13 protein-coding genes and 1 tRNA gene are annotated in these 11,351 nt (G+C 58.4%); 11 read left to right on the plus strand and 3 right to left on the minus strand.

Annotated elements, in window-relative coordinates; all coding sequences use genetic code 11:
* Positions 1 to 2 precede the first annotated feature (2 nt).
* Positions 3 to 1,001, plus strand: coding sequence for a 2-dehydropantoate 2-reductase (locus Q1A75_RS18445; protein ID WP_299553777.1), 999 nt, complete (start codon positions 3 to 5; stop codon positions 999 to 1,001).
* Here the strand turns inward: Q1A75_RS18445 and hrpB are convergent.
* Positions 998 to 3,397, minus strand: a complete 2,400-nt coding sequence (gene hrpB, locus Q1A75_RS18450) for an ATP-dependent helicase HrpB (RefSeq protein ID WP_299553780.1) — start codon at positions 3,395 to 3,397, stop codon at positions 998 to 1,000. The genes Q1A75_RS18445 and hrpB overlap by 4 nt on opposite strands.
* Positions 3,398 to 3,472: 75 nt before the next feature.
* Between hrpB and meaB the strand changes: the two genes are divergently transcribed.
* The 4 genes from meaB to Q1A75_RS18470 all read left to right on the plus strand — a co-directional run bounded on the left by meaB (position 3,473) and on the right by Q1A75_RS18470 (position 5,887).
* Positions 3,473 to 4,486: a methylmalonyl Co-A mutase-associated GTPase MeaB gene (meaB, locus tag Q1A75_RS18455; RefSeq protein ID WP_299553783.1), complete on the plus strand. Its 1,014-nt coding sequence runs from the start codon at positions 3,473 to 3,475 to the stop codon at positions 4,484 to 4,486.
* Between the two features lie 104 nt (positions 4,487 to 4,590).
* Positions 4,591 to 4,881, plus strand: a complete 291-nt coding sequence (gene rpmB, locus Q1A75_RS18460) for a 50S ribosomal protein L28 (RefSeq protein WP_299553786.1) — start codon at positions 4,591 to 4,593, stop codon at positions 4,879 to 4,881.
* Between the two features lie 142 nt (positions 4,882 to 5,023).
* Positions 5,024 to 5,170 carry a hypothetical protein gene (locus Q1A75_RS18465; RefSeq protein WP_299553788.1) on the plus strand — a complete coding sequence of 49 codons (147 nt, stop codon included), beginning with the start codon at positions 5,024 to 5,026 and terminating at the stop codon, positions 5,168 to 5,170.
* A gap of 243 nt (positions 5,171 to 5,413) precedes the next feature.
* Positions 5,414 to 5,887, plus strand: coding sequence for a copper chaperone PCu(A)C (locus tag Q1A75_RS18470; RefSeq protein WP_299553790.1), 474 nt, complete (start codon positions 5,414 to 5,416; stop codon positions 5,885 to 5,887).
* 122 nt (positions 5,888 to 6,009) lie between these two features.
* On the opposite strand, the gene Q1A75_RS18475 is transcribed toward Q1A75_RS18470, so the two are convergent.
* Both Q1A75_RS18475 and Q1A75_RS18480 read right to left on the minus strand, forming a co-directional pair.
* Positions 6,010 to 6,708, minus strand: coding sequence for an NAD-dependent deacylase (locus Q1A75_RS18475; RefSeq protein WP_299553793.1), 699 nt, complete (start codon positions 6,706 to 6,708; stop codon positions 6,010 to 6,012).
* 60 nt (positions 6,709 to 6,768) lie between these two features.
* Positions 6,769 to 7,731 (minus strand): LysR family transcriptional regulator, encoded by a 963-nt coding sequence (locus tag Q1A75_RS18480; protein WP_299553796.1) that lies wholly within the window; start codon positions 7,729 to 7,731, stop codon positions 6,769 to 6,771.
* A 146-nt stretch (positions 7,732 to 7,877) separates the two neighbouring features.
* Here Q1A75_RS18480 and Q1A75_RS18485 point away from each other — a divergent pair, with 146 nt between their 5' ends.
* The 6 genes from Q1A75_RS18485 to Q1A75_RS18510 all read left to right on the plus strand — a co-directional run bounded on the left by Q1A75_RS18485 (position 7,878) and on the right by Q1A75_RS18510 (position 10,990).
* Positions 7,878 to 8,768 (plus strand): carbon-nitrogen hydrolase family protein, encoded by an 891-nt coding sequence (locus Q1A75_RS18485; protein ID WP_299553799.1) that lies wholly within the window; start codon positions 7,878 to 7,880, stop codon positions 8,766 to 8,768.
* Between the two features lie 81 nt (positions 8,769 to 8,849).
* The gene (gene infA / locus Q1A75_RS18490) at positions 8,850 to 9,068 is read left to right on the plus strand and encodes a translation initiation factor IF-1 (RefSeq protein ID WP_005978431.1); all 219 of its coding nucleotides are present in this window, start codon (positions 8,850 to 8,852) and stop codon (positions 9,066 to 9,068) included.
* Positions 9,069 to 9,077: 9 nt separating this feature from the next.
* Positions 9,078 to 9,647, plus strand: a complete 570-nt coding sequence (locus Q1A75_RS18495; protein ID WP_299553801.1) for a nucleoside triphosphate pyrophosphatase — start codon at positions 9,078 to 9,080, stop codon at positions 9,645 to 9,647.
* A complete protein-coding gene (locus Q1A75_RS18500; protein WP_299553804.1) occupies positions 9,644 to 10,666 on the plus strand; it encodes a ribonuclease E/G in 1,023 nt (340 codons plus the stop codon). The genes Q1A75_RS18495 and Q1A75_RS18500 overlap by 4 nt, the downstream gene beginning before the upstream one ends.
* The gene (gene yacG, locus Q1A75_RS18505) at positions 10,663 to 10,869 is read left to right on the plus strand and encodes a DNA gyrase inhibitor YacG (protein ID WP_299553807.1); all 207 of its coding nucleotides are present in this window, start codon (positions 10,663 to 10,665) and stop codon (positions 10,867 to 10,869) included. The genes Q1A75_RS18500 and yacG overlap by 4 nt, the downstream gene beginning before the upstream one ends.
* A gap of 46 nt (positions 10,870 to 10,915) precedes the next feature.
* Positions 10,916 to 10,990: transfer RNA gene (locus Q1A75_RS18510), tRNA-Phe, on the plus strand.
* Positions 10,991 to 11,351 lie beyond the last annotated feature (361 nt).

The raw sequence follows: 11,351 nt of genomic DNA on the forward strand, positions 1-11,351 counted from the left end.
TGGTGGACCACGCGCGCATAGCGATCGCAGAGGCAGGCAGCATCGGCTGTTACGTCGGTGGTTTGCTTGCGGCGGCGGGGCACGACGTGCGTTTTCTGGCCCGGCGACGTCTTGTGGAAAACTGTGCACGTGACGGCCTGCGCGTGACCGACTTTGACGGTAACGAGTTTCACTTACCTGCCCCGCAGATTGTCGATACGCCGGGGGCTGCGCTCGTCGACGCGGATGTTATCCTTGTTTGCGTGAAATCCGGGGACACTGCAGTCATGGCTCAGAGCATTGCCACGCATGCGCCGTCGGCACAGGTCGTCAGCTTGCAAAACGGGGTCGAAAATGCCTCTCTTTTGCGTGCCGCACTTCCTGGTGCGGACGTGCGCGCGGCCATGGTTCCTTTTAACGTTGTACCCGAAAGCCCGGTGCATTTTCACCGCGCAACATCCGGCGAAATTCTGGTCGAAGCCGGTCCGTTGCCAGACTTCGACACGCCGACCCTTGCATGGCGACAGGTCGACAACATCGAAGCTGTGCAGTGGGGCAAGCTGCTGATCAATCTTGGCAATGCGATCAATGCGCTGTCCGATTTGCCATTGCTGACACAATTGCAAGATCGGGCGTGGCGCCGCCTGATGGCGGATCAGATGGCCGAGGCGCTTCGCATCCTGTCCGCCGCAGGGATCAAGCCTGCCAAGACGATGTCTGCGCCGCCTCACCTGATCCCTCATATTTTGCGTTTGCCCACACCGTTGTTTCGCCGGATTGCAGCGCAGATGTTGACCATTGATGCGCAGGCCCGATCATCCATGTGGGATGATCTGAATCAGGGCCGCCGGACCGAAATTGATGCCTTGCAGGGTGCGATCCTTGCACTTGCTGAACAGTATGGGCGACAAGCCCCTTTGAATGCCCGGATGAGCACATTGATCCGTCAGGCGGAAGTTGCGGGAAATGGATCGCCGGGACTGACACCGACCGACATCCGACAGCAGCCGGACAATACTTAACGCCTTGGCTTTGCCCTGAGTGTGGGGTCAGCTTGTGTCGGGTCTTCGGGCCAAGGGTGTTTCGGGTATTGCCCTCGCATGTCCTTGCGCACATCGGCGTAGGAATTGTCCCAGAAGCCGGGCAAGTCCGATGTGACCTGTACAGGACGTTGCGCAGGCGAAAGCAATGTGACTTGTAGTGGTACGGTGCCCACGATCGGGTGCCTGGTGACACCAAACATCTCTTGCAGGCGCACCGAGATGCCGGGCACAGCTTCATCGTAATCAATTGGAATCCGTCGCCCCAGAGGCGTTTCAAAGTGCCCGGGTACAGCACGGTCGAGCCTTTGCTTGTTTTCCCATCCAAGATGCGCCTGCAAGGCAGGCAGAATGTCGAAGGATTTCCAATCTGCTGTTGTTCGCACTCCGGTCAGGTGTGGTAACAGCCAATTCTCGAGGGTGCTGTTCAGGTTGTTTTCGCTCAGGTCGGGGAAGCTTCCCTCCATCAATGCTGCACGTGCCATGAGTCGCTTGGCTGCCTTGGACGGGTATAGCCCGATCTGTCGAACACCTTCCAACATGGCCTGCGCTACTGCTTCGTCCGGGGCGTCCTGCCATTGTCGATCCTCAAGTACGAGTGCCGCAAAGCGTCGTTGCGTACGGGTAAGGACCATTCCATCCCGTTTGGACCAAGTGCAGATGTTTGCCCACCCGATCTGGTCCGCAAACAGCGCCTCCAGTTCGGACAAGGACAGTACGGCGGCCTGCCTGATCCGCGCTTCTCGCGGGTTGCCGTCAAGATCAGTGGCCACGATCAACTTTTGGCTGGCAAGAGCATCCCCATCTGGCATGATTGCGCCTTTGCCCCCCGACAGAACGTAGCGGGGTGTATCTCCGGACCGCCGCAATCCAACCCGATCAGGATATGCCAGTGCGGCCATGACGGCGGTTCCAAGCTCGGGGCCGCTCTGCTGCTTTTTGGCAAGCCGTTTGGCTTCTTCCTTAATCCGTGCAACCGCACCGAGATGAACACTTTCGCCGAAGTCGCCGGGGCGTTCCAGCGCGCGCAACCGTAGAGCAAGATCCATGCCCCGGTTTCGGAGCGGATCACGATCTGCGAGCAGCGCGGCCAGCGGTGCTGCCTGTTTTCCGGCCGTGACCAACATGTGCGCAAGCCTTGGATGCAAGGGTTCTCGGGCAAGCTGCCGACCATGATCCGTGATCCTGCTGTTTGCGTCCAGCGCGCCTAGCATTTGCAATACTGCGCGCGCTTCGGCCAAACGCCCGTCGTGCGGTGGCGTGACAAATCGCAGACCGTGCTCACCGCCGCCCCAGATAGCAAGTTCAAGCGCAAAACTGGCCAAATCGCCCACGCTGATTTCAGGAGGTGGAAAGGTGGATAGTGCACCGTCTTCCCCTTTTGTCCACAGCTTATAGGCGACCCCGGGAGCCACGCGCCCTGCGCGGCCGGCCCGTTGGGTTGCCTCAGCCCTGGTCGCCTTCTCGGTGATCAGCCGAGACATGCCCGAGGATGGATCGAATTGCGCGCGGCGCGCGCGCCCGCCATCTACGACGATGCGGATGTCAGGAATGGTGAGGGATGTTTCGGCGATGGCGGTGGCCAGCACGACCTTGCGCTGGTCAGATGTTGATATGGCAGCGCGTTGCGCCTTGAAATCCATCGCTCCAAATAGCGGCTGTACGTTCGGCAGATCGGACAAGAGGGCGGCAGTGCGCCGAATCTCGCCTTCACCGGGCAGAAAGGCAAGCAGCCCACCGGGTTCACTGTTATGCGCCAAACGTATCCGGTCTGCCATGGCGGTTTCGAAGCGGGTCGTTTTGGGCAGGGGCTTGTCAAGCCAATGCGCTGTCACTTCAAAACTCTTACCTTCCGACGTCAGGATCGGCGCATCCATCACCTCTGCAACTGGCGCGGCATCCAGCGTGGCTGACATGGCCAACAAGATAAGGTCATCGCGCAGCGCTTCCGCGACCTCCAGGCACAGGGCAAGGCCGAGGTCGGCATTTAGGGAACGTTCGTGAAATTCATCAAAGATCACTGCCCCGACACCGGGCAGGTCGGGGGCATCTTGCAGCATGCGCGTTAGGATACCTTCGGTCACAACCTCGACCCGGGTAGAGGAACTGACCGTGCTGTCGCCGCGGATGCGATAACCAACGGTCTGGCCTGGCCGTTCACCGAGGGTTGATGCCATTCTTTCGGCGGCACTGCGTGCGGCCAGACGACGTGGTTCCAGCATTAGGATACGCCCCTCGGTCAATTCCGCGTCAAGCATGGCAAGTGGCACCCGCGTCGTCTTGCCTGCACCAGGTGGGGCCTGCAGCACGGCGCGCCCATGCTGTTGCAGTGCGTCGATCAGGTCGGGCAGTATGTCGTCAATAGGCAACCGGGTCATACGTCGCCTTATGGCGCATGTGACATGGGCGGCCAACACTGGACATTCTTGGGATGCCCCCGCAGAAACACCGGCATGGATACAAAGGATCTTGCGGAGCGGATTGCAGCCGGTGAACGCCGGGCGCTGGCGCGTGGCATCACGCTGGTAGAAAGCGGGCGTACGGATCATCGGGTGCAGGCGACCGAGGTGTTGGCAGCACTGCCACGAAACCGGCAAGCATTGAGGATTGGCCTGTCCGGCACGCCCGGGGTCGGCAAATCGACCTTTATTGAAGCCTTTGGCATGATGCTTGTCGAGGCCGGGTTGCGTGTTGCGGTGCTTGCTGTCGATCCCTCTTCGGCACGATCTGGTGGATCGATCCTGGGGGACAAGACACGCATGGATCGGCTGAGCCGTGAACCTGCCGCCTTTATCCGCCCGTCTCCCAGTCAGACGCATTTGGGTGGCGTGGCTCGCCGCACGCGCGAGGCTGTTGCTCTGTGTGAAGGAGCGGGGTTCGATGTGGTGTTGATCGAAACGGTCGGTGTCGGCCAGTCCGAAACTATTGTGGCACAGATGGCGGACCTATTCGTGCTGCTGCTTGCCCCGGCAGGCGGAGATGAACTGCAAGGCATCAAGCGCGGGATCATGGAGATGGCCGACATGATACTGATCAACAAAGCGGATGGCGATCTGAAACCAGCGGCCACGCGCACCTGTGCGGACTATGCCGGTGCGCTGCGGCTGTTGCGTAAGCGTCCGCAGGATCCGGATGGGTTTCCAAAGGCGATTATGGTGTCAGCGATGACTGGAGACGGGCTGGCGACCGCCTGGGGTGACATGCAAGCATTGATGAGCTGGCGGCGAGAAGCCGGTTTTTTTGGCGCGACGCGTGCGGCGCAAGCGCGGTACTGGTTCGAGGAGGACGTGCGGTCGGCTCTTTTGTCAAAGCTTGAAACCGCGGCGGCCAAAACAGTGATGCAAAGGCTGGGCGAGGCCGTGGCGGACGGGACGCTTGATCCCGCTAAGGCTGCCTCTGACACGCTTCAGGCGTTGGAAGCCAATTTCGGTGATGGTCGGGTTGACCCTGCACGCGATTCCCCCTAAAGCCAGCAAACGAATTTCGATGGTGCCGCCCAGCGTGCGGTGCCTATGTCGTTTCAAGTCCAACATCGCGGAATGAGCGACAGAGCGGAGAAGAGGATAGACTGATGTCGCGCGTATGCGAACTGACCGGTAAAGGCCCGATGACTGGCAACAATGTCAGCCATGCCAACAACAAAACACGTCGGCGTTTTCTGCCGAACCTGAACGACGTAACCCTTCAATCCGAGACTCTGGGGCGTGGCGTAAAGTTCCGCATCTCGGCCGCGGCGCTGCGGTCGGTTGACCACCGCGGGGGTTTGGACGCGTACTTGGCCAAGGCCAAGGACGTTGAGCTGTCGGATCGCGCCCTGAAGGTGAAGAAAGAGATCGCAAAGGCGCAAGCCGCCGCCGCGTAACCTCAATGGTTTCGAGCTTGTGGCCCCGCTTTCTGTTGAAAGCGGGGTTTTCTTGTTGTCGCGACTATTTTCAATTGCGACGCACACAGATGGCAACTGTGCCGCAGTTGAGATGCGGGTAAAATCCATCTAAATAGTTAGTATGTATCGCGTTTTTGCGTCCATAGCCCTGAGCCTTGTGCTGTTGGTGACAAGCCACAGCGCTGCAATGGCACGTGGTGCACCGCAGGCGGTCGATCAGATCGTGATTTGCTCGGGCACTGCGGTGGCTGGCTATCGTCTTTGTTGATGCCGAAGGCCAACCAACGGCGACGCCGCACTTGTGTCCCGATTGCGCCCTGCATCTTTTTGCAGCTGTGGCCTCACCCAGTGTTGTTCCGATATGGTTCGACATTGGTATTCAAGTATGCGCTCCAATGCCGGTTGAACGGTATGAAGGCATGCCCTTGATAATGGCGTCTGCGCGGGCGCCTCCTGTTTCGATCTGATCCAGATTCCCAATCATAGAAGATTCTCACGACAGGAGGGCCACATGTCCTTTCGCACTAACCTTACCGCTATGTTTGCGGTCACGTTTCTATCTGTTCCAGCTTTTGCCGATGGTATTACAGTCATGGACTCCTATGCGCGGGCTGCCAGCCCGGCTGCCAAATCCGGCGCGGCCTTCATGATGATCCGCAACGACACCGGACAGGATGATACGCTAGTTTCCGCCAGCACGGATGCCGCGTCCCGTGTGGAGTTGCATACTCATATTGAGGTGAGCGACGGTGTTATGCAGATGACTGAAATCGAGGGCGGTGTCCCCCTTCCCGCTGGCGGCACATATCATATGGTGCGGGGCGGGGACCACGTCATGCTGATGGGCCTGACCGGCCCGCTGGAGCAAGACGCGACCATCGATGTCACCTTGGTCTTTGAGAATGCAGGCGAGGTTGAGGTAACGATACCTATCGACAATACACGCAAGCCTGAAGCGGGTGCTCACGGAAGTCACTCGCACTGAAGACTGGCGGATCAAGACCGCGTTACTGTTGTTGCGGCGTAAGCGTTGCAGGGATTGCCCAGCCGTTTGCCACCTATGTCGTGCCGCAGATTGAGACATTGTGGGGCAGGTCTTGATCCGCGTTACCCAGCCAGAACTTCTGCCACCCAGTTCGGCACCGTTTCCGATGCTTTGCTCTCGCGAATATCATCAAACAGACCTACATTCTCGCCTGGCTCTAGGTTCATCTCGACCGTCTCGGCCCCGACATGGCGGGCCATCTGCACAAAGCCGGCAGCTGGATACACGTTGCCTGACGTGCCAATGGCTGCGAAAATGTCGGCGTTGGCCAGTGCGCGCTCGATCCGTTCCATGTGATAGGGAATTTCACCAAACCATACGATGTCAGGCCGGATGGTCGGGGCAGCGCAGGCAGGGCATTCTTCCCCGACAGACATCTCCAGGCGGGCGGGCCAGCGATGTTCGCATGCAGCGCACAGGGCAGAGGCCAGCGCGCCGTGCATGTGGATAACATCCCCGCTGCCACCCTTTTCATGCAGATCATCCACGTTCTGGGTCACCAATGTCACATCACCCAAATGTTCGGCCTGCAGCCGCGCCAGCGCTGCGTGGGCTGCGTTCGGGCTGGCCTCGGCCGCTTGTGCGCGACGTGCGTTGTAGAAGTCGACAACCCGTTGGGGATTGCGCGCAAAGCCTTCAGGTGTGGCGACATCCTCGATCCGGTGTTGTGCCCAAAGCCCACCTTCGTCCCGAAACGTTCCGAGACCACTTTCAGCTGAAATCCCGGCGCCGGTCAGGATCACGATGGACGGTGCGGACATCATGCATCTCCTTGCTTTTGTGTGACCATGTGGACGCACCTCGACAACAAGTGCAAGATGTCAGCCGTCGAGCAAACGCAACTCGCTCGCGAGCCACGGCAATTGCGTCAATGCGGGATCCATCATGTGTGTCTTGATCAGGCGTCGCATCGTGTTGGCCACATCGGTTGGCACCTCGCCCGCCCAATCCGCACTCGCATAAAGTGATATGGTACGTGAGAAAGGCTTGAAGGGAAGGGGGAACGCATCCACCTGATCATGGAAGCGGCCAGCGCGCATATAGCCTAGCGGCGTTGTGACGGCCCAACCAATGCGTCGTGCGACCATCGCCATCAGGGCCAGATGGCTGCCAATTTCGAAACGATCCACGAAGTCAAGCTTTTGCCGGGCCAGATGTGCTTCGATCTGGCGTGAGATCAGCTGCTCCCTCTCGTACCTTAGAAAGGGCAAATCTGGTAGTATGGACATCGGGTTGCCGTCACGTACCACGCCGCGCGGGGCGACCAGAATGAAGGGGTCGCGCGCCAGTGGGTACTCAAGAACTCCGTCGCGCATTGTGCCATCGCTTGCAGAAATGGCGATATGCAGGCTTTTGTCGGCTATGGCTTGGAGGATCTCGTGGCTGGGGGCGGTAGCCAGTGTGAATTTGCAGCGGGTCAGGCTGTCGGCCAGGATTGTAACCAGCCGCGGGGTCAGGTCGTTCTCAAAGTCGTCGATAACTCCGATGGACAATGCCGACAGATGTGCCAGATCCATGACGGTCAACTCGGATTGTGCAAGGCGTAGTTGCGACAAGGCCGCTTCCGCACGGGCGAGGAAGCTGGTGCCGGCAGGCGTAAGCCGCATTGGGCGTTTGCCGTGATCGACAAGGTCGGTCGCCAGAGCGGTTTCGAGGTTTCGCAATTGTTGGCTGACAGCGGGTTGGCTAAGCCCTGTTACTGTCGCGGCTTGCGCAACTGACCCCGTAGCGGCGAGCGCTTCGAACACTTCGAGGCCACGCAGGGTAACGCCCTTGCTCAACATCCATCACCCTTCCCTAGTTTCGTATTCTTTGAATGTTTGAAGGTCGCTCGGTCAAGAAAAATCAGGTTCTATCCGTGTTTCATTTCGAATTTCGGAAGAAGGCGGCGCGGCTTGCGTCAAGTGAACAGAGTAAGGCAGAACAGGGTATGAAGATTGCAACAGCCTCTTACCCCCTCGATGTCTTGCCCAATTGGGCGGCTTATGAAGACAAGCTGACAGCGTGGGTGAGCGAAGCAGCGACCGCTGGCGCAGATTTATTGGTCTTTCCGGAGTATGGCGCGATGGAATTGGCCACACTTGCAGGTTTGGACGTTGCTGGCGATCTTGAGGCATCGCTGTTTGCTGTGGCCGACAGGTTGCCCGATGCGGATGCTTTGCATAGCCATCTTGCTGTCCAGTTTGGGGGTCACATTCTTGCGGCTTCTGGTCCGGCCGGGTTCGTCGGGCACTATGACGGCGCTCGTCCTGTGAACCGAACGCGTCTCTTTGCACCGGGTGGAGCTATTGGCGTGCAAGACAAACAGATCATGACCCGGTTCGAAGCGGAGACTTGGAATGTCGCGCCCGGCGGCCCTTTGCAATTGTTCGACACGTCCTTGGGGCGGATTGGTATTCTGATATGCTACGATAGTGAGTTCCCGCTTTTGGGGCGTGCCTTGGCGGAGGCTGACATTATTCTAGTGCCGTCTGTGACCGAGGCCTTGTCCGGTTACTCCCGGGTCCGGATCGGCGCACAGGCCCGCGCGCTGGAAAACCAGTGCGTTACAGTTATGTCATCCGTTGTTGGTGATGCTCCCTGGTCAGAAGCAGTTGACGTTTCTGTTGGCGCAGGCGGTATCTTTGGCCCACCAGATCATGGCTTTCCGGATGACGGTGTCATCGCACTGGGCGCGTTGAACGCGCCGGGTTGGGTTTTTGGTGAAATTGATTTGGCTCATGTTGCAGCAGTACGGGCGAACGGTGGCGTCCTGAACCGCAGGGACTGGGACGCTCAGATCGGCCGTGCCGATCCTGTCACAGTCGTGGCACTGACCTGATTAGCCCTTGAATTATGGGGCGCGGAGGCGCATTTAGTGGCGCGTCCGCATATCGGCGGGCGGTGTAATGAAGGAGAGACCATGGCCAAGGAAGATACGCTCGAATTTCCCGGTGTCGTGAAGGAACTCCTGCCCAATGCGACGTTTCGGGTCGAGCTTGAGAATGGCCATGAGATCATCGCACACACGGCAGGAAAAATGCGCAAGAACCGCATCCGCGTTCTGGCAGGCGACAAGGTACAGGTCGAGATGACCCCCTATGATCTGACCAAAGGTCGGATCAACTACCGCTTCAAATAAGCCACTTTCGTGGCGTTTGTTCTGGGATCGGGAAGTCCGAGGCGGTTTGAGTTGCTCGGGCAATTGGGCGTTGTGCCTGATGATGTACGCCCGCCTGACATAGATGAAACGCCGGGCAGGTCGGAATTGCCGCGGCCCTATTGTTCCCGCATGGCGCGGGAAAAGGTGGCCGTGGTAACTGCCGACGACAACGACGTCGTCCTGTGCGCGGACACAACCGTTGCATTGGGGCGCCGCATTATGGGCAAACCTGCTGATGCGACAGAAGCACGCGCATTCCTGACCCTTCTGTCGGGTCGCCGTCACCGCGTCATAACGGCGGTGGCTGTACGAAAGGGCGACCAGATTTGGGAGCGTGACGTTGTCAGCACAGTGCGAATGAAGGTTTTGGCCGACGGCGAAATCGCGGGTTATCTTGCAACGGATGACTGGCGTGGCAAGGCTGGAGGATATGGGATCCAGGGGCCAGCTGGTGCGTTGATCCCGTGGATTTCGGGGTCGTTCTCGGCCATTGTAGGTTTGCCGCTTGCCGAGACAGCAGGGCTGTTGCAGGCCGCAGGCGTGAAGGTTTGGACATGAAGGGCCGCCAGATACTGCTTGATCATATGAATGATCGGGAAGCGGCTGCGCTTATGGTCGACGGGCACCTGGATGATGTATTGATCGACTCTGATCTGCCCCGCCCAGGAACCATTTATCGTGCTGTCACGGACAGACCGGTTAAAGGGCAGGGGGGCGTATTTCTCAAGACCCCTGATGGTGCGGCGTATCTGCGCGGTGTGAAGGGGATCGGGCAGGGCGAGACGCTTTTGGTGCAGGTTACTGGATATGCCGAGCCGGGCAAGGCGATCCCTGTCAGCCACAAGATACTGCTCAAAAGCCGTTACGCGATCGTCACGCCTGATGCGCCAGGTCTGAACCTGTCCCGCAGCATTCGGGATGACGATATCCGCGATGAACTTATGGCCTTGGCGCATGATGGAATGGACGGGAGCCAGATGGGTCTGATCCTACGCTCCGCTGCGGCAGGCGCGGATGCAGAAGCTGTGTCGGAAGACATCGCCGCGATGCGTGGTTTGGCGGAGACTGTGGCGGATGATCAAGGCTCTGGTCCCGAGAACCTTCTGGAAGGCGATAGTCCACACGTCTTGGCCTGGCGTGACTGGGGGGACCCAGCCGCTATCGTGACAGACCCGGGTTGTTTTGAAGTAAATGGTGTTCTTGACGCGCTGGACAGCGCGAGGGCGGCGCGTGTGAGCTTGGGCGCAAATGGCAGTATGTTTATCGAGGCAACGCGGGCATTGGTCGCGGTAGATGTGAACACGGGTGCCGACGGCTCCTTTGCCGCGGGTTTGAAAGCGAACCTCACCTGCGCCCGCATGCTACCGTCTGCCTTGCGCGTGCGAGGCTTAGGCGGACAGATTACAATAGATCTTGCACCTATGCCCAAAAAGGAACGCAAGACTTTCGAGGCAACATTGCGCGCGGCGCTGCGCAAGGACGATGTGGATACGGTGATGGCAGGTTGGACGCCGCTTGGTCACTTCGAACTGCAACGAAAGCGCGCACGACTGCCATTGACCGAGGTGCTGTTGTGACGTGCCCAATCTGCAATGAACAAACGGTCAAAATGTACCGACCCTTCTGTTCGCGACGTTGCGCAGACATCGACTTGGCGCGATGGATGAACGGTGCTTACGCTGTCCCTTCTCAGCGCGAAGACGAGAGGAATGTGACGGATGAAGATAGTCCTTTTGCCACACTAGGCATTTGGTGTGATTTAGCTATGGACAGTGCCTGACGATACGCTTATCACGCGCCCACCCGAAGCCTCAGGCTTCACCCGTGCCCGGGTAGCTCAGGGGTAGAGCAGTGGATTGAAAATCCTCGTGTCGGTGGTTCGATTCCGCCCCCGGGCACCATAAAATCAAAGACTTAGATGGCTTTTTGATTTTTTAGGCTCGATATAGGCTCATGACACTAGATATTACGCTGATCTTACCTCTTGATCACAGGTTGGTAATCATAACTCGTGGTTCAGCTCCATGTTAGTGTGCTACTAAGAAAAGAACTTAAGAAACTAGTTGCATTGGTCAGTAGTTTCCACCGCCTGCCATCATGCAAGCTTCAGGAGAAAAGCAGAAGATTAAGTCAGAAGGGTGAGCGTCCGTTGAACCCGACCTAACGGTGCCATTCGGTGTGCGCTAAGAGAGGTGGTCCTAGATTTTCGACCAATTTGCAGCCGGTTTAAGATGGATCAGGGGTTCATTTAGGCTGCTATTC

The sequence above is a fragment of the uncultured Tateyamaria sp. genome (assembly GCF_947504105.1).
GTDB lineage: Bacteria > Pseudomonadota > Alphaproteobacteria > Rhodobacterales > Rhodobacteraceae > Tateyamaria.

What these genes read in the sequence shown, in the direction of transcription:
- Q1A75_RS18480 (WP_299553796.1), bottom strand. Translation starts at nt 7,731, where the DNA reads ATGTTGAGCAAGGGCGTTACCCTGCGTGGCCTCGAAGTGTTCGAAGCG.
- Q1A75_RS18500 (WP_299553804.1), top strand. Translation starts at nt 9,644, where the DNA reads ATGAAGGGCCGCCAGATACTGCTTGATCATATGAATGATCGGGAAGCG.
- Q1A75_RS18470 (WP_299553790.1), top strand. Translation starts at nt 5,414, where the DNA reads ATGTCCTTTCGCACTAACCTTACCGCTATGTTTGCGGTCACGTTTCTA.
- Q1A75_RS18485 (WP_299553799.1), top strand. Translation starts at nt 7,878, where the DNA reads ATGAAGATTGCAACAGCCTCTTACCCCCTCGATGTCTTGCCCAATTGG.
- hrpB (WP_299553780.1), bottom strand. Translation starts at nt 3,397, where the DNA reads ATGACCCGGTTGCCTATTGACGACATACTGCCCGACCTGATCGACGCA.
- rpmB (WP_299553786.1), top strand. Translation starts at nt 4,591, where the DNA reads ATGTCGCGCGTATGCGAACTGACCGGTAAAGGCCCGATGACTGGCAAC.
- Q1A75_RS18475 (WP_299553793.1), bottom strand. Translation starts at nt 6,708, where the DNA reads ATGTCCGCACCGTCCATCGTGATCCTGACCGGCGCCGGGATTTCAGCT.
- Q1A75_RS18465 (WP_299553788.1), top strand. Translation starts at nt 5,024, where the DNA reads ATGTATCGCGTTTTTGCGTCCATAGCCCTGAGCCTTGTGCTGTTGGTG.
- infA (WP_005978431.1), top strand. Translation starts at nt 8,850, where the DNA reads ATGGCCAAGGAAGATACGCTCGAATTTCCCGGTGTCGTGAAGGAACTC.
- meaB (WP_299553783.1), top strand. Translation starts at nt 3,473, where the DNA reads ATGGATACAAAGGATCTTGCGGAGCGGATTGCAGCCGGTGAACGCCGG.